Annotated in this window: 12 protein-coding genes; 3 read left to right on the top strand and 9 right to left on the bottom strand. The window is 72.9% G+C overall.

The features are described 5' to 3' along the window. Positions 1-64 precede the first annotated feature (64 nt). Positions 65-5,413, top strand: a complete 5,349-nt coding sequence (gene pulA, locus ACFWBN_RS28790) for a pullulanase-type alpha-1,6-glucosidase (RefSeq protein ID WP_385180944.1) — start codon at positions 65-67, stop codon at positions 5,411-5,413. Here the strand turns inward: pulA and ACFWBN_RS28785 are convergent. The 7 genes from ACFWBN_RS28785 to ACFWBN_RS28755 all read right to left on the bottom strand — a co-directional run bounded on the left by ACFWBN_RS28785 (position 5,400) and on the right by ACFWBN_RS28755 (position 12,268). Beyond that, positions 5,400-5,936 (bottom strand): GNAT family N-acetyltransferase, encoded by a 537-nt coding sequence (locus tag ACFWBN_RS28785; RefSeq protein WP_385180941.1) that lies wholly within the window; start codon positions 5,934-5,936, stop codon positions 5,400-5,402. The genes pulA and ACFWBN_RS28785 overlap by 14 nt on opposite strands. A gap of 25 nt (positions 5,937-5,961) precedes the next feature. Further along, entirely contained in the window at positions 5,962-6,690 is a 729-nt protein-coding gene (locus ACFWBN_RS28780; protein WP_385180938.1) for a TetR/AcrR family transcriptional regulator, read from the bottom strand. 24 nt (positions 6,691-6,714) lie between these two features. Continuing rightward, on the bottom strand, positions 6,715-7,764 hold the full coding sequence (locus ACFWBN_RS28775) for a PDR/VanB family oxidoreductase (protein WP_385180935.1): 1,050 nt from the start codon (positions 7,762-7,764) through the stop codon (positions 6,715-6,717). Further along, positions 7,761-8,657, bottom strand: coding sequence for a metal-dependent hydrolase (locus ACFWBN_RS28770; protein WP_385180932.1), 897 nt, complete (start codon positions 8,655-8,657; stop codon positions 7,761-7,763). Before ACFWBN_RS28770 ends, ACFWBN_RS28775 begins: the two co-directional genes overlap by 4 nt. Before the next feature lie 67 nt (positions 8,658-8,724). Further along, positions 8,725-10,638, bottom strand: coding sequence for a hypothetical protein (locus ACFWBN_RS28765; RefSeq protein ID WP_385180929.1), 1,914 nt, complete (start codon positions 10,636-10,638; stop codon positions 8,725-8,727). Positions 10,639-10,853: 215 nt separating this feature from the next. After that, positions 10,854-11,648, bottom strand: a complete 795-nt coding sequence (locus ACFWBN_RS28760) for a tyrosine-protein phosphatase (protein WP_385180926.1) — start codon at positions 11,646-11,648, stop codon at positions 10,854-10,856. Between the two features lie 41 nt (positions 11,649-11,689). Next, positions 11,690-12,268 carry a rhomboid-like protein gene (locus ACFWBN_RS28755; protein WP_385180923.1) on the bottom strand — a complete coding sequence of 193 codons (579 nt, stop codon included), beginning with the start codon at positions 12,266-12,268 and terminating at the stop codon, positions 11,690-11,692. Between the two features lie 74 nt (positions 12,269-12,342). Between ACFWBN_RS28755 and ACFWBN_RS28750 the strand changes: the two genes are divergently transcribed. Continuing rightward, positions 12,343-13,131, top strand: coding sequence for a hypothetical protein (locus ACFWBN_RS28750; protein WP_385180920.1), 789 nt, complete (start codon positions 12,343-12,345; stop codon positions 13,129-13,131). Between the two features lie 78 nt (positions 13,132-13,209). Next, positions 13,210-14,691 (top strand): PepSY-associated TM helix domain-containing protein, encoded by a 1,482-nt coding sequence (locus ACFWBN_RS28745; RefSeq protein ID WP_385180917.1) that lies wholly within the window; start codon positions 13,210-13,212, stop codon positions 14,689-14,691. Between the two features lie 95 nt (positions 14,692-14,786). On the opposite strand, the gene ACFWBN_RS28740 is transcribed toward ACFWBN_RS28745, so the two are convergent. Continuing rightward, entirely contained in the window at positions 14,787-15,386 is a 600-nt protein-coding gene (locus ACFWBN_RS28740) for a winged helix-turn-helix domain-containing protein (RefSeq protein ID WP_385180914.1), read from the bottom strand. Between the two features lie 531 nt (positions 15,387-15,917). Beyond that, positions 15,918-16,937, bottom strand: coding sequence for a glutamine synthetase (gene glnII, locus ACFWBN_RS28735; protein ID WP_385180911.1), 1,020 nt, complete (start codon positions 16,935-16,937; stop codon positions 15,918-15,920). Positions 16,938-17,082: the final 145 nt, after the last annotated feature.

Genomic DNA, 17,082 nt, shown 5'->3' with positions numbered 1-17,082 from the left:
CACCACCTCCCCGCCACCGCCGGGCGGCCCTTGTTCATGCGACCCGTACACAAGGAGACCCGCCTTGATACGCCCTGCCGCAGGAGTGCTCGCCGCCGCCCTGGCCGTGACGCTCCTGCCCGCCCTCCCCGCCGCGGCCGCCACGGCCAGGCCGCCCGCCCCGCCCTCGGACGCGAAGCTGGCCGCCGAGCCGGCCCGGCACGACCTGACCCGGGAGCAGTTCTACTTCGTCCTCCCGGACCGGTTCGCGAACGGCGACCCGCGCAACGACCGGGGCGGCCTGACCGGCTCCCGCCTGGAGACCGGCCTGGACCCGACGGACAAGGGCTTCTACCAGGGCGGCGACCTCAAGGGGCTCACCGACCGGCTCGACTACATCAAGGGGCTGGGGACGACCGCCATCTGGATGGCGCCGATCTTCAAGAACCAGCCGGTGCAGGGGAAGGGCGAGGACGTCTCGGCGGGCTACCACGGGTACTGGATCACCGACTTCACCCAGGTCGACCCGCACTTCGGCACCAACGCCGACCTGGAGCGGCTGATCGACACGGCGCACGGGAAGGGGATGAAGGTCTTCTTCGACGTCATCACCAACCACACCGCGGACGTCGTCGACTACCGGGAGGCGTCCTACTCGTACCTGTCGAAGGGGGCGTTCCCGTACCTGACGAAGGACGGCGTGCCCTTCGACGACAAGGACTACGCGGGCGGGAAGGGGAAGTTCCCCAAGGTGGACGGGGAGTCCTTCCCGAGGACCCCCTTCGTGCCCGACGCGAAGAAGAACCTCAAGGTCCCCGCCTGGCTCAACGATCCGACGATGTACCACAACCGGGGCGACTCCACCTTCGCCGGCGAATCCTCCGACCAGGGCGACTTCTTCGGCCTCGACGACCTGTGGACCGAGCGTCCCGAGGTCGTCGACGGGATGGAGAAGATCTACGAGAAGTGGGTCAAGGACTTCGACATAGACGGCTTCCGGATCGACACCGTCAAGCACGTCAACACCGAATTCTGGACGCAGTGGGCGACCGCCCTCGACCAGTACGCGGCGAAGCGCGGCCGTGACGACTTCTTCATGTTCGGCGAGGTCTACTCCGCCGACACCGCCGTCACCTCCCCGTACGTGACCCGCGGGCGCCTCGACGCCACCCTCGACTTCCCGCTGCAGGACGCGATCCGCGCGTACGCCTCCCAGGGCGCGGGAGCCGGCCGGCTGGCCTCCGTCCTGGGTGACGACTACCGGTACACCAGCGACAAGGCCAACGCCTACGAGCAGGTGACCTTCCTCGGCAACCACGACATGGGCCGCTTCGGCACCTTCCTGAAGCAGGACCGGCCGGGCGCGGGGGAGCAGGAGCTGCTGGACCGCTACCGGCTGGCCAACGAGCTGATGTTCCTCTCCCGGGGCAACCCGGTGATCTACTCCGGCGACGAGCAGGGCTTCACGGGCGCGGGCGGAGACAAGGACGCGCGCCAGCCGCTGTTCGCCTCGCAGACCGCCGACTATCTCGATGACGACCAGCTCGGAACAGTGCGCACGCATGCGAGCGACGCTTACGATCCGGAGCACCCCCTCTACAAGCAGATCAGTGCTCTCGCGAAGCTGACCAAGGCCCACCCGGCCCTGCGCGACGGCATCCAGAGCGAGCGCCTCGCCGACGGCTCCGTCTACGCCTTCGCCCGCACCGACGCCCGCACCCGCACCGAGTACCTGGTCGCCGCCAACAACGGAGCCGAGTCCAGGACCGTCGAGATCGACGCCCCGGCCGGCGCCCAGTACCGCACCCTCTACGGCGGCACCGCACTGCTCCGCGCCTCCGCGGCCGGCAAGCTCACCGTCGTCGTCCCCGCCTTCGGCTCGGTGGTGCTCCAGGGCGCCGCCCCGCTCGCCGCCCCCACCGCCAAGCCCGCCCTGACCCTCAAGGCACCGGCCCCCGGCGCCACCGGCACCGTCGAGCTCTCCGCCGACGTCACCGGCGGCGGCCTGAACCGGGTCGTCTTCGCCGCCCAGACCGGCAACGACAAGTGGCAGGTCGTGGGATCCGCCGACCACGCCCCGTACAAGGTCACCCAGCACGTCACCGCCCCCGCCGGCACGCCCCTGCGCTACAAGGCCGTCGTCGTCGACTCCGCCGGCCGCACCGCGAGCGCCCTCGCCGAGTCCGCCGCCGGACAGGTCCCGCCGAAGGAGATCCCCACCGCCACCCAGCGCGACTACGCCGTCGTCCACTACAACCGCCCCGACGGGAACTACACCGACTGGCGCCTCTACGCCTGGGGCGACATCGCCGACGGCGAGGCGACGCCCTGGCCCGCCGGACACGACTTCACCGGCCGCGACGCGTACGGCGCCTTCGCGTACGTCAGGCTCAAGCCCGGCGCCTCCTCCGTCGGCTACCTCGTCATCGACAAGGACGGCAACAAGGACGTTGCCGCCGACCGCACCGTCGACGTGACGAAGACCGGCGAGATCTGGCTGGAGCAGGGCAAGGAACCCGCCCGCACCGAACGCCCCGCCCACCCGCCGCAGGACACCGGGAAGGCCGTTCTGCACTACCAGCGCCCCGACGGCTCCTACGACGGCTGGGGCCTGCACGTCTGGACCGGCGCCGCGACCCCCACCGACTGGTCCAAGCCGCTGCTCCCCATCCGCACCGACTCCTACGGCGCGGTCTACGAGGTCCCGCTCGGGGCCGGTGCGACCTCCCTGAGCTACATCCTTCACAAGGGCGACGAGAAGGACCTCCCCACCGACCAGTCCCTGGACCTGAAGGCCACCGGCCACGAGGTCTGGATGCTGGGCGGCCAGGAGAAGTACCTCCTCCCGCAGCCCGCCGGATCCGCGGCCGCCCTGGACCTCACCAAGGCCCAGGCCGTCTGGATCGACCGCGACACCCTCGCCTGGAACGCCCCCGCGGCCGCCGCCTCCCTGCAGCTCCTCGCCTCCCGCGAAGGCGCCGTCAAGGCCGAGAACGGCACCCTGCACGAGGGCGGGGCCCGGTGGCTGCGCCTGAACCGGTCCGAGCTCACCGCCGCCCAGAAGCAGAAGTTCCCGCACCTGGCGGCGTACACCGCCTTCACCGTCGACCCGCGCGACCGCGACCGGGTCCGCGAGGCCCTGCGCGGCCAGCTCGTCGCGAGGAGCGCCCGCGCCGCCAACGGCGCCGTGCTCGCCGCCACCGGCGTCCAGCTCGCCGGCGTGCTCGACGACCTGTACGCCAACACCGCGACCCTGGGCCCGGTCTTCAAGGACGGCCGCCCCACCCTCTCCGTCTGGGCCCCCACCGCCCAGGAGGTCTCCCTCGAACTCGACGGCCGCACCGTCGCCATGCGCCGCGACGACACCACCGGCGTCTGGTCGGTGCGCGGCGAGCGCGGCTGGGCCGGAAAGCCGTACCGCTACGCCGTGACCGTCTGGGCGCCCAGCACCCGCCAGGTGGTCCGCAACCTCGTCACCGACCCGTACTCCACGGCCCTGACCGCGGATTCCACCCACAGCCTGGCCGTGGACCTCGCCGACCCCAAGCTCGCCCCGCCCGGCTGGAAGGACCTGCGCAAGCCCGCGCCCGTCCCCTTCACCTCGGCGCAGATCCAGGAGCTGCACATCCGCGACTTCTCCGTCGCGGACCGGACCTCCCGGCACCCCGGCCAGTACCTCGCCTTCACCGACACCGGCTCGGCCGGCATGACCCACCTGCGCGACCTGGCCGCTGCCGGTACCTCGTACGTCCACCTCCTCCCGGCCTTCGACATCGGCACCATTCCGGAGAAGGCGGCGGACCGCACCGAACCCGCCTGCGACCTCAAGGTCTACGCACCGGACTCGCAGGAGCAGCAGGCCTGCGTGGCCGCCGCGGCCGCCAAGGACGCCTACAACTGGGGCTACGACCCCCTGCACTACACCGTCCCCGAGGGCTCGTACGCGAGCGATCCGGGCGGCACCGCCCGTACCGTCGAGTTCCGCAGGATGGTCCAGTCGCTGAACGGCGCCGGGCTGCGCACCGTGATGGACGTGGTCTACAACCACACCGTCGCCGCCGGGCAGTCGGACAAGTCCGTCCTCGACCGCATCGTCCCCGGCTACTACCAGCGCCTGCTGGCCGACGGCAGCGTCGCGACCTCCACCTGCTGCGCCAACACCGCCCCCGAGAACACCATGATGGGCCGCCTCGTCGTGGACTCGATCGTCACCTGGGCGAAGGAGTACAAGGTCGACGGCTTCCGCTTCGACCTGATGGGTCACCACCCGAAGGCCAACATCCTGGCCGTCCGCAAGGCCCTGGACGAGCTGACCCCCGCGAAGGACGGGGTCGACGGGAAGAAGATCGTCCTCTACGGGGAGGGCTGGAACTTCGGCGAGATCGCGAACGACGCCCGCTTCGTCCAGGCCACGCAGCAGAACATGGCCCGCACCGGCATCGCCACCTTCTCCGACCGGGCCCGTGACGCCGTCCGCGGCGGCGGCCCCTTCGACGAGGACCCCCGCGTCCAGGGCTTCGCCTCCGGCCTGTTCACGGCGCCCAACGACTCACCGGCCAACGGCACCCCGGCCGAGCAGAAGGCCCGCCTGCTGCACGCCCAGGACCTGATCAAGGTCGGCCTGTCCGGGAACCTCGCCCCGTACGCCTTCACCGACACCACCGGCCGCCGCACCAAGGGCTCCGAGGTGGACTACAACGGTGCCCCGGCCGGCTACGCGGCCGCCCCCGGCGACGCCCTCGCCTACGCGGACGCCCACGACAACGAGACCCTCGCCGACGCCCTCACCTACAAGCTGCCGCCGGGCACCTCGGCCGCCGACCGGGCCCGCATGCAGGTCCTGGCCATGGCCACGGCCGCCCTCTCCCAGGGCCCGGCCCTGTCCCAGGCGGGCACGGACCTGCTCCGCTCCAAGTCCCTGGACCGCAACTCCTACGACAGCGGCGACTGGTTCAACGCCCTGCACTGGGACTGCCGTGACGGCAACGGCTTCGGCCGCGGCCTGCCCCCGGCCGCCGACAACGCCTCGAAGTGGGTCTACGCGAAGCCCCTGCTGACGGGCGCCGCCCCCGGCTGCGCGGAGATCACCGGAGCCTCCGCCGCCTACCGCGACCTGCTGAGGATCCGTACGACGGAACGGTCCTTCGCCCTCACCACCGCGGAGGCGGTCCAGCAGCAGCTGGCCTTCCCCCTCTCCGGCAAGGACGAGACCCCGGGCGTGATCACCATGACCCTGGGCGACCTGGTGGTGGTCTTCAACGCCACCCCCGCCGCCCGGCCCCAGCGCGTCCCGGCCCTCGCGGGCACCGCCTACGCCCTCCACCCGGTCCAGGCCGCGGGCTCCGACGCCACGGTCAAGGGGGCCGCGTACGACGCGCAGACAGGAGAGTTCACCGTCCCCGCCCGCACCGTCGCCGTCTTCACACGGCGGTGAGCCGGTCCAGCCGCTTCTCCAGCAGGATCACCCCGTAGACCCTGCCGTCCTTCCCCACCTTGTTGGGGAGCTCCCCGACCACCCGGTAGCCCGCGCCCTGGTAGTACGCGAGCAGCCGGGGGTTGGTGGAGACGCAGTCCAGCCGCGCCCGCTCCCGCCCGGTCCTGGCGATCCGCCGCTCGGCGTGTTCGAGCAGGCGCCGCCCGGCGCCGGCGGGCGCGGCCTCCCGTTCCACCATCAGCCGGTGCACGTACCCGGCCACCGGCGGCTGAATGCCCCAGGCCTCCTCGTCGGACCACCACAGCTCGTACGCGCCGACCACCCGCCCGTCGGAGTCCCCGCCGAGCCACACCTCGCCGTCGCCCATCCGGGCGCGGAAGTGGTCGGCGTCCTTGTCACCGGGCTTCCACTGGTCGATCCCGTTGGCCCGCATCCACCGCGCGGCCTGGTCGTACAGCGCCACCAGCGTGCCGGCGTCCTTCTCCTCGGCCTGCCGGAACAAGATCCCGTCGTCAATGATCACGCGAGCATTATCACCACGAGCATGATCAACGCGGGCCGGGCACCCCGGTGGAGACCTCGGCGGGGACGAGCGCCGCCAGCCGCCCCACCAGCTCCCCGAACGGCCCGTCGGCCGGCTCGTCCGCCAGGATCCGTACGAGGATCCCCGCCATCTCCGCGTCGTAGGCGGCGCTCACCGCGGCCAGCGCCGCGAAGTCGTGCACCAGCTGCAACTCCAGCTCGGCGCGCGGGATCCTGCGCCCGTCCAGCCAGATCAGCGCGGTGGACTCGGCGAGCGACACCCAGGACCGCACCACGAGTTCGAGGCGGGCCGGCGGGTTCTCCACGCCGATGCCCAGGTGGCTGAGGATCTGCTCGTACGCCTCCTGCCGCACCTCGTCGATCATCGCGTTGGTCCGGCTGCTCCCGGCCGCCGGACCGCCCCGCATCAGCGCCGAGAAGCCCGGACCGTGCTCGTCGACGAAGGCGAAGTAGCGCCCCATCACCCGCAGCAGCCGGGCCCCGAGCGGACCCTCCCGCGGTTCGTCGAACCGCGCGGCCAGCTCGTCGGCCGCCCGGCGCAGCGCGGCCTCGTACAGGCTCAGCTTGCCGGGGAAGTAGTGGTAGACGAGCGGCCGGGATATCCCCGCGGCCGCCGCGATCTCGTCTATGGACACGTCGTCGGGCGAGCGGTGGCTGAACAGCTCCAGGGCAACCCCGATCAGCTGCTGCCGCCGCTCCTCGACACCCATCCTGCGCCGCACGCCGGTTGTCATGCGGGACACCCTACTTCGGACAGGTCAGAGGTCCAGGACGAGGCGGTCCCCCTTCGCGCGCGAGACGCACAGCAGCATCGAGTCCGCGCGTTCGCCGTCGGTGAGCAGCTCGTCGCGGTGCTCCACCTCGCCCGCCAGCACCCGGTGTTGGCAGGTCCCGCAGAAGCCCTGCTCGCAGGAGTAGGGCGTGGCGGGCAGTTCCCGGCGGACCGCCGCCAGGGTGGACTCGTCCGGGCCGACCTCGACCGTGCGCCCCGAGCGGTGCAGTTCGACGGTGAAGGCCCGCGCCGGGCCGGGCGGCGCCGCCGGGGTGAAGCGCTCCAGGCGCACCGCCGCCGGGTCCGGGGCCGCCGCGGTGACGGCCGCCATCAGGGGGTCGGGCCCGCAGCAGTAGACCAGGGTGCCCGGCCGGACATCGGCGAGGACGGCGGCCAGGTCGGGCAGGCCCACCTCGTCCTCCGGCAGGACGCAGACCCGGTCGCCGTACTCCGCCAGTTCGGCCAGGAAGGGCATCGAGGCGCGCGAGCGGCCCCCGTAGAGGAGGGTCCAGTCGGCGCCCGCCGCCGTGGCCGCCCGCAGCATCGGCAGGATCGGGGTGATGCCGATGCCGCCCGCGACGAACACGTACGAGGGCGCCGGGACCAGCTCGAAGCGGTTGCGCGGCGGGCGCAGTTCCAGCTCGGCGCCCTCGACCAGCTGGGCGTGCGCCTCGCGGGAGCCGCCGCGGCCGTCCTCGATCAGGCGGATCGCGATCGTGTACCTGCCCTCGTCCGCCGGGTCGCCGCACAGCGAGTACTGGCGCACCAGGCCCGAGGGCAGGGTGATGTCCACGTGCGCGCCCGGTGTCCACGCCGGGAGCTCGGGCGATTCCAGGGTCAGCCGCAGCACCCCCTCGGCCGGCTCCGTACGGGAGGCGATCAGCGCGCGCAGCGGGCGGCGCGGGGAGTATCCGGAGACCGGTGTGTCCAGGGCGGGCAGGGGCCAGAGCGGGGAGGCCGCGATGCGGCGGCCCAGCGCCCGCCTGGCCGCCCAGGCCGCGCCCGCCACCGCCGTGACCGCGAGGGCGCGCCTCATGCCTTCGCACCGCCGTTCGCGCCGGGGGAGGCGGCCAGGTAGGCCACGGCCTGGGCCGTCGAGCCCGACTGCGAGGGGTGGTACGTACGGGAGAGGTACTTCGGTATGGACTTCAGCATGGCGCCCGTGGAGGGGAGTACGCCCTGCTGCCCCGCCCGGAAGAACTGCCCGAAGGAGGCCTTGCCGTCGGCGAGGCCCGGGTCGTTCTCCATGAAGAAGCGGACCCCGCGCTGCCACAGGAAGACCAGCGCCGAGAAGCCGGTCGCCCAGGTCCGGGCGCGGCGCCGGTAGTTCCCGTCGACGTGCATGAAGAGGTCGAAGGCCACCGACCGGTGCTCGACCTCCTCCGCGCCGTGCCAGCGCAGCAGGTCGAGCATGGTGGGGTCGGCGCCCCGCCGGTCCAACTCGTCCGCGTTCAGCACCCAGTCGCCCAGGAACGCGGTGTAGTGCTCGATCGCCGCTATCATCGCGACCCGCTCCATCAGCCACCAGTGGCGAGCCCGGCCCGGGGGCAGGGTCCGGTCGCCGAGCAGCTTCTCGAAGAGCCAGTCGACCTGCGCCGTGTACGGGGTCGGGTCCAGCCCCAGCCGCTTCAGATGGGGGAGCACGTCGTCGTGCGCGGCGGCGTGCATGGCCTCCTGGCCGATGAAGCCGAGGACGTCCGCGCGCAGTTGCTCGTCCTTGATGTACGGCAGCACCTGCTTGTAGACGTGCACGAACCAGCGCTCGCCCGCGGGCAGCAGCAGGTGCAGCACGTTGATCATGTGCCCGGCGAACGGGTCGTTCGGCAGCCAGTGGAGCGGGGTGTCCTCCCAGCCGAAGGACACGTTCCGGGGCTTCAGGTCCATGTGTTCGGACGCCACGGGGGCGGGCGCGAGCGGCGTATTAGACATGGCGTCAATGTACTGATGGGTAGGGGAGAGGAAAACCCCTCTGCACGCACTTCCTGGCGCAGCCTTCCTAGCGCAGCGCCCCCGCCTTGGTCCCGTCCGTCAGCTTGCCCGACAGGTCGACCTGCGCGCCCGCCGGAGCCTTGACCGCCAGCCGGTTGCCGTTCGCGGACCCGTTCACCCCGCCGCCCGACACCGACAGCGAGGCGAACTGCGCACTCCCCGCCGCGAGGACGTACCACTGGCCCGCCCGCGACTTCCACAGCACGCCCGCCAGCACCCTCGGCTCCCGCGGACCGCACGCCTGCGACCCCTCCGACCTGGCCGCCTGCGCGGCGAGCGGGGCACCCGGGGTCAGGAACTGCGCCTGCACCCGGTCCGCCGCGCCCTGCCAGGTCTCGGCCCGCGTGCACAGCCAGGTCGCCGTCCCGTCGCCCTCCGGCAGCGGCTGCTTGGCATAGGTCCAGGCGTTGACCGTACGGACCCCGTGCGAGCGGACCGACGGCAGCAGACACGCGATCCGCGACCAGTCCCCGAGCTCCGCGGCCTCCGTCACGTTGCGCTCGGCCCCCGGCGCGCCCGAGGTGAGCCGGGCCGGGGTCAGTTCACCGAGGTCGGTGATCAGCCGGGTGGCGCCGTCGCCCGTCAGGGCCAGGCCGTTCCAGCTGGTGCAGTCGCCCGCCGGGGCCGGGCCCGGCACGGGCGGGGTGACCCCGTCCGGGCCGAGCTTCAGCGCCGCCGGGGTCTCACCCGGCTTGAGCAGGTCCCGCAGGGCCGCCCCGGTGACCCAGGGCGCGGTGAGGTAGCGGACGTTGCCGTCGACCCGGCTGACCACGAGGGCGGTCGCGGTGTCCGCGGAGGCACCGTCGGTCCGGGCGAAGTCCAGGGCCGCGCCGGTGGTCCCGGTGCGCGGCTCGGCGTACCGGACCACGCGCAGGCCGTCGTGGAAGAGGACCACGACGGCCTGGTCGACGGCGCCCGCGAACAGCAGCTGCGCCGGCCCCATCGGCGGCCCGGAAGGGGTCCCCGGGGTCGCCGAGACGACCACCGAGGAGCCGGGCCGCGCCCAGACGGCCAGCGCACGGCGCAGCAGCCCGGCGTCGTCGGCGCGGTCGCCGCGCGCGGGCCAGGCGGAGAAGTCCGTACGGGAGGACGTGCGCCAGAGCGTGGGCGCGGCCCGCAGCAGCTTGCCCGGGTCCAGCGCCTGCTCGGCCGCCGCGTTGCGGGAGTACGGCGGGGCGGCGGCCCCGTCCGCGCCCCAGCCCCCGCCGGGCAGCGCGAGCAGCGCCCCGCACACGGCGAGGGCGGCCCCGGCGGCCACCGCGGCCCGCACCAGGCGCCGGCGGCGCAGCAGATCGGTGGGCCGGGCCTGGAGCACGCACGGGTCGAACTCGGGGGAGGCGAAGAGGGAGTCGTTCGCCGGATCCCCGGATTCCGCGACGGCGGCGGCCGGATCCGCCACCCCGGCCTCGTCCAGCACCCGCAGCACCTCCGGCTCGGGCAGCCGCTCCAGGGCCCGCAGCACGCAGGCGGCGCGGCCGGGCCCGCCGAGGGTGGCCAGCCACTGGTCGAGGGCGAGCTCCTCGGCCCCGCCGGAGCGGGGGAACAGCCGCAGGCCCCACACCTGGGGGAGCGCCGGCGGGAGCTGCGCGCGCCGGGGCAGGGCGCGGAAGGTCAGCGGGACCCCGGCCTCCAGGGCGGCGCGCAGCACGCGCAGCCGGACGTAGGCGTACCCGGCGTCGCCCCCGCCGCCGCGCTGCCCCGGGACCCCGCCCTGCACGGCCGCCGCCGCGTCCCGGCGGCCGCGGGGCAGGGCCCGCTGGGCCAGCGAATGCGCGGTGAGCACCCGCCGGTTGCGGCCGAGGGCGGGCGGCAGCACCAGGTAGGCGAGCCGCACCAGCCGAGGGTAGTGCTCGACGATGGCGGCCTCGGCCTGCTCGACGTCGGGAGACAGGGGGCGGGTGGCGGTATCCGGCGCAGTCACATTCAGCAGAACGAGGGAATCGTCGGATGGTCACCGATCCCCGGCGCATTCGTTAGCGCGGATCGGCGGCAGCGCCCGAGGGGCACGGTGGGGCACAGGGCCGGGAGGCCCGGCCGGTGCGCCCGCAGGCGGCCCGGCAGACCGGTGGCCCGCCATCCACCGTCGTCATCCGTCCGCCGGGCTCCCGCTCGACCGCTCGACCGCTCGACCGGCCGTCAGGCCGTGAGGCGGGCGCGCAGCGCCTCGACCGTCTCGTCGGAGACGCCGAGCCCCTCGCGCACGTACTTCTCCATGGAGCCGTACCGCGTCTCGACCTGCTCCAGCGCCGCCTCCAGGTAGGCGGGGAAGACGCCGATCAGCGCGAGCGCTATGTCCGGGTCGCCGCCGGCCGCCGTGAAGCCCTCGATCATCGGGGCGAAGGCCTGCTTGACCGCTGGGTTCACGGACAGGTACTCGGCCATCAGCGTCTCGTCGTCCGCGCCGAGCAGCGACAGGATGATCGTGGCGCCCCAGCCCGTACGGTCCTTGCCGGCCGTGCAGTGGAAGAGCAGCGGGCCGGCGTCCGGGTCGGCCGCCTCGGTGAGCAGCATCCGGTACGCGGCCTGCGCGGAGGCGGAGTTCACGAAGGACCGGTAGACGTCGCCGAACAGGGCCTGCGCCTTGCCGCCGCCCAGGTGCTCCTCGGCCACGACCGGGTCGGACAGCAGGTCCTTGAGCTGCGCGGCGGCGGGCATCCGGCCCGCCTTCATCTTGTCGGCGAGGACGTCGCCGACCAGCATCCGGGCGCCGTCCGGCACCCGGTCGGGGTGGTCGGCGCGCTCGACGTCGGTGCGGAAGTCGATGACCGTACGCAGGCCCAGCGCGGCCACGGCCGGGTCGGCGTCGAGGTCGAGCCGGTCGAGCTGGCCGGACCGCAGCAGCAGGCCGGGTCGGACGGTGCGGCCGCCGGAGAGGGGGGTGCCGCCGAGGTCGCGGAGGTTGGCGACGGTGGTGGCGGGGGTGGCGGTCATCGTGGCTGCTCCAGCGGCTCGTGCTCGTACGGTGCGGTGATTCATATAATTTTCGGATGTTTTGGGCCGGAAAGACAATCGACGGCCAGTGAGACCCCGATCCCGATCCCGAGGGCTGCCAGGTGTCCGGCGTCCGTGAAGGTCCGACCGCGCTTGAGCACGGGCGCCGCGGCGAGGGCCAGCAGCCCGGCCCGCGCGGCGGTGCGGACCGCCCCGCGCGGCAGGGCCGAGGTCAGCGCGCCGAGCACGGCGTTGAACCCGTAGCTGGTCCCCACGTCCAGGGCGCGCCGGGTCCCGCGATCGGCCGTCCGGCGCAGGGCTCCGTAGACGAGCAGGGTCGCCGAGGCGTGCCCGAACAGGAACACCGCGGCCGTCCACCAGGCGCCGTAGGCGTACTCGGCGTAGCCCAGGACCGCGACCAGCAACAGCGCGTACGGCAGGGGCATGGGCTCCTCGACGACGCAGGCGCTCGTCAGCAGCGTCCCCCAGCGTCCGGCGGCGAGATTGTCGACATTCGTCGAGCAGCTCCGGAGCAGCTCCGCCCGATCGGACGGGGGCATCCGCTCCAGGACGTGCGCCCCGAGCTGGACCCCGCCGGCGTAGACCGCTCCCAGTGGCATTGGATTCACCCGACCATGATCGGATACGGCCCTCTTGCGGGCGCCACCGGGCCCCGTGGGACCATGTTCCGGCCATGCCCCAGAACCCCGCGCCGATGCGCACCACGCGGGCCGCGATGTTCGCGGCGGTGTGTACCGCATTGGGTGCGGTGGGGCATTCGTTCATGTCCGGCACGGATATTCCGCCCCTGGGTCTTCTGGGCGCCTTCGGGGTGACCGGTGGACTCGCCTGGCTCGCCGCCGCGCGGCGGCGGGGACCGGTGGGGATCACCGCGACCCTGCTCGCCGTGCAAGGGGTGCTGCACCTCGTCTTCTCCGGGTCCTCCGGGAGCCGGTCGGCCGCGCCCGCGCCGATGTCCACGGCGATGCCGATGCCCATGCCCATGCCCATGCCCATGCCGATGTCCGGGCACCACCACGTGCCGGGCATGGAGACGGGCGCGAGCGCCGACACCGCCGGGATGGCCGACATGGCCGCAACGGCCGACATGACGGGCATGGCGGACGCGGCAGGCATGGCCGGGCACGCCATGGCCGGTCACGGCGGGGCCGGGATGATCGCCGCGCACGTGCTCGCCGGACTGTTCTGCGCCGCCTGGCTGGCGTGGGGCGAGGCCGCCGTCTTCCGGCTGGCCCGGACCCTGGGCGCCGCCGCGCTGCACGCGGCCCGGCCGCTCGCCCGCGCACTCGCCCTCGTACGGGAGCGGGTGACGGCCCCGGCGGCCCCGCTCGCGTCCTGCCCCCCGCACGAACGGCCGCGCCGCCTGCGCGGGGCCGTGCACGCCCATGCCGTGGTGCGCCGCGGGCCGCCCGCGGACCGAACCTTCCGCGTCACGGCCCCCGGCCGTCCTGCCCGCGCCTGAACCGGCGCACCCTCCTCGGGGAGGGGGGCGAGACCTGGGGCCGACTTCCCCATGTCTTCGCCAACACCTAGGAACCCCATGTCTCTTGACGAGGTTCAGGACGTCCGCACCCCGGACGCCGACGCCCCCGCCGACATACCCAGGAAGCGCGCCGGCGGCTGGGCCGCCCTGCGGCCGCTGCTCCTGCGCATGCACTTCTACGCGGGCCTGCTCATCGCCCCGCTGCTGTTCCTCGCCGCCGCCACCGGACTGCTCTACGCGGGCTCCTGGCAGGCCGAGAAGATCGTCTACTCCGACCAGCTGACCGTCGCCCACGTCGGCGGGAGCACCCTGTCGCTCGGCACCCAGGTCGCGGCGGCCAAGGCCGCCGTACCGGAGGGGAAGGTCACGACCGTGGCGCCGGCCCCCGAAGCCGACGCGACCACCCGCGTGATCATGGAGACCCCGGGGCTGGAGGAGGGCCAGACCCTCACCGTGTTCGTCGACCCGTACACGGCCGACGTGCGCGGGCAGCTCACCACCTCCGGCGACGCGCTTCCGCTGCGGGCCTGGCTGAGCGAGTTCCACTCCAGCCTCCAGCTCGGGGAGTTCGGCCGGAACTACAGCGAGCTCGCCGCCAGCTGGCTGTGGGTCGTCGCCCTGGGCGGGCTCGCCCTGTGGATCGGCCGCCGGCGCAAGCGCAAGGCCGACCTCGTCCTCCCCGACCGCGCCGCCACCGGCCGCCGCCGGACCCTGTCCTGGCACGGGGCCGTCGGGCTCTGGTCGGTCGCCGGACTCGTCGTCCTCTCCGCCACCGGCCTGACCTGGTCGAAGTACGCCGGCGAGAACATCGGGCAGCTCCAGGACAGCCTCGGCGGGGCCACGCCCGCCGTCTCCGCGAAGCTGACCCCCGGCACGGACTCCGCCGGGGGCTGGGGGCACCTCCCAGCGGTAGCTGGGGGAGAGCACGCCGGCCACGTCATGACCGAGGGCATGGAGATGCCGCCGCCCGCCCCGACCGCCGACGTCGGCATCGACCGCGCCGTCGATGCCGCCCGGGACGCCGGGGTCACCGAGTACCTCCAGGTGACGCTCCCGGCCAAGGGCAAGGGGTACGTGGTCAAGGAGAAGGACAAGCAGGTGCCGGTGCACCTGGACGCCGTCTCGGTCGACCCCGCCGACGGCCGGGTCATGGACGAACTGCGCTTCGCCGACTACCCGCTGCTCGCCAAGATGACCCGCTTCGGCATCGACCTGCACATGGGCCAGACCTTCGGCCTCGTCAACCAGCTCGCGCTGGCCGCGCTCGCCGTCGCGCTGATGTTCCTCGTCTTCTGGGGCTACCGGATGTGGTGGCTGCGCCGGCCGACCAAGGACCGCAGGTTCTCCGTCGGGCGCGCCCAGCCGCGCGGCGCCTGGCGGAAGCTGCCGGTGACCGTGCTGCTGCCGCTGGCCGCGGTGACCGCGGTGGTCGGCTGGTTCGTCCCGCTGCTCGGCATCAGCCTGGTCGCCTTCCTGGTGGTCGACGTCCTGCTGGGCTTCGTGGCGGGACGCCGTACGAAGGCGCCGAACCCGGCGTAGCCGGAACGCCAGACCCGGGAAAGCCGGGCAAGCCGACGGGCCCGTACTCCCCTCGGGAGTACGGGCCCGCCGTGCACGCACGTCCAACAGGCCGGTCAGGGCGCGTACTTGTACCCCACCCGGCGCACGGTCTGGATCGCGCCGCGGTGGGACGCGCCCAGCTTGCGGCGCAGCCGGGCGATGTGGACGTCCACGGTCCGGCCGTCGCCGACGTGCCCGTAGCCCCAGACCGTGGTCACCAGCTGGTCCCTGCTGTGCACCCGGTGCGGGTGCTTCACCAGGTGGGCCAGGAGCTCGAACTCCAGGTACGTCAGGTCGAGTACCTGGCCGTCGACCTCGGCGGTGCGCTGCGCCGAGTCGATCCGGACGAGCGCGTCGCCCGCGGCCTCGGGGGCCCGTGCGGCCGGCGGGGCCAACGGACCGGGGGCGGCCACCGCATGCGGGGCGAAGGCGATCGGCGGCTGCTGGTCGGCCGGGACCAGGACCAGGTAGCCGACCATCGGCGGGTTGCCCGGCAGGGACGGCAGGGTGTGCTGGGGTGCGGGCAGCCAGGTGGCACCGGGCGGGAGGAGGTCCACGACCCGGGCCACCTCGTCTCGGTCCACGGCCCGCAGCCGGTGGCGCGGACTGGGAGGGAAGGTCAGGGCAGAGGTCGCAGCGGAGGCGGCAGAAGTGATGGAACGGGTGTTAGCCATGAGTGGTCAGCTCTTTCACGCGGAGTGGTCGGCAGGAGACGTGCGTACGTCATCGATGTCGTACCGCGCAGACCGAAGGCCTCGGGGAAGATCAGGTGGGAGATCCCGGAGGCTTTAGAGGGCCGGCGCGTTCTTCGCGCGGCAACACACCCGGTCGAAATCATGGTCCTGACGGGACGGCCAGAACGGCTCGAGGTCGCTGCGACCTGACGAGGTGTGCGAGTAGCTGGCCATGGCCTCATTCAAGCAGATGTACGCCGCCCGGGGCAGACCCCGTCTCAACCTATGGAGCGGAATCTCAAATTCCGTGATCAAGCTTTCGCCAGACTGTCACAATCCCGACATACCCTCAGCCGCCCGGTTGCCCACGCCACTCCGTTCCGGCGAGCCGTATCGCATCGTGGGCCGATCCGTCCCACGGCCCGCGCCGGGCACGCCAACGCCCGCCGGGCCTGGAGGGGCTCGGCGGGCGCCGGCGGAGTTCGGTGGTGGAGTTCGGCGCGGTGTTCGGCGAGGTGTTCGGTGGCGGTCCTAGACCAGGCCGTCCTTCTTCAGGCCCGTGCAGCAGGTGTCCGTGATCAGGCGGGTCACCACGTACGGGTCCACGTTCGCGTTCGGACGGCGGTCCTCGATGTAGCCCTTGCCGTCCTTCTCCACCTGCCACGGGATGCGGACCGAGGCACCGCGGTCCGAGACGCCGTAGCTGAACTCGTTCCACGGAGCGGTCTCGTGCAGGCCCGTCAGACGCTCGTCGATGCCGGCGCCGTAGTTCTTCACGTGGTCGAGCGGCTTGCTGCCCTCGCCCAGCGCCTCGCACGCGGAGATGATCGCGCGGTAGTCCTCGCGCATCGCCTTCGTCGAGAAGTTGGTGTGCGCGCCCGCGCCGTTCCAGTCGCCCTTCACCGGCTTCGGGTTCAGCGTCGCGGAGACGTTGAAGTCCTCGGCGGTGCGGTAGAGCAGCCAGCGCGCGATCCACAGCTGGTCCGAGACCTCCAGCGGGCCGACCGGGCCGACCTGGAACTCCCACTGGCCGGGCATGACCTCGGCGTTGATGCCGGAGATGCTCAGGCCCGCCGCGAGGCAGTGGTCCAGGTGCTTCTCGACGATCTCGCGGCCGAAGATCTCGTCCGAGCCGACACCGCAGTAGTAGCCGCCCTGCGCCGCCGGGAAGCCGTTCACCGGGAAGCCGAGCGGGCGGGAGCCGTCGAAGAAGGTGTACTCCTGCTCGATGCCGAAGATCGGCTCCTGCCCGGCGAACTCCTCGGCGATCGGACGCAGCAGCGCGCGGGTGTTCGACTCGTGCGGGGTCATGTCGATGTTCATGACCTCGCACAGGACCAGGACGTTGTCCCCGCCGCGGATCGGGTCCGGGCAGGAGAAGACCGGCTGCAGCACGCGGTCGGAGGCGTGGCCCTCGGCCTGGTTCGTGCTCGATCCGTCGAAGCCCCAGATCGGCAGCGCGTCGCCGTCCGCCAGGATCCTCGTCTTGGAGCGAAGCTTCGCCGTCGGCTCGGTGCCGTCGATCCAGATGTACTCAGCCTTGTAGCTCACGGGCCCCATCCTCAGACTCTGCGGGTGCTGCTGGTCGCTGCTTCACGTCGCCGCGGCGCTGCGGTGATGCGGTGATGACCGCAGCGTGCCCCGCCGCGATTTCCCATCCGTTGCCCGTGTGTGAACCCCGTGTTACCGACGTTTA

The sequence above is a fragment of the Streptomyces sp. NPDC059989 genome, assembly GCF_042736975.1.
GTDB lineage: Bacteria > Actinomycetota > Actinomycetes > Streptomycetales > Streptomycetaceae > Streptomyces.
Note: the sequence above shows the minus strand (reverse complement) of the source record. Positions and strands in the feature narration are given on the sequence as shown.

Excerpts from the sequence above, each read along its gene's own strand:
- ACFWBN_RS28780 (WP_385180938.1), bottom strand. The coding sequence starts at position 6,690 with ATGACAACCGGCGTGCGGCGCAGGATGGGTGTCGAGGAGCGGCGGCAG.
- ACFWBN_RS28775 (WP_385180935.1), bottom strand. The coding sequence starts at position 7,764 with ATGAGGCGCGCCCTCGCGGTCACGGCGGTGGCGGGCGCGGCCTGGGCG.
- ACFWBN_RS28770 (WP_385180932.1), bottom strand. The coding sequence starts at position 8,657 with ATGTCTAATACGCCGCTCGCGCCCGCCCCCGTGGCGTCCGAACACATG.
- ACFWBN_RS28760 (WP_385180926.1), bottom strand. The coding sequence starts at position 11,648 with ATGACCGCCACCCCCGCCACCACCGTCGCCAACCTCCGCGACCTCGGC.
- ACFWBN_RS28755 (WP_385180923.1), bottom strand. The coding sequence starts at position 12,268 with ATGCCACTGGGAGCGGTCTACGCCGGCGGGGTCCAGCTCGGGGCGCAC.
- ACFWBN_RS28750 (WP_385180920.1), top strand. The coding sequence starts at position 12,343 with ATGCCCCAGAACCCCGCGCCGATGCGCACCACGCGGGCCGCGATGTTC.
- ACFWBN_RS28745 (WP_385180917.1), top strand. The coding sequence starts at position 13,210 with ATGTCTCTTGACGAGGTTCAGGACGTCCGCACCCCGGACGCCGACGCC.
- ACFWBN_RS28740 (WP_385180914.1), bottom strand. The coding sequence starts at position 15,386 with ATGGCTAACACCCGTTCCATCACTTCTGCCGCCTCCGCTGCGACCTCT.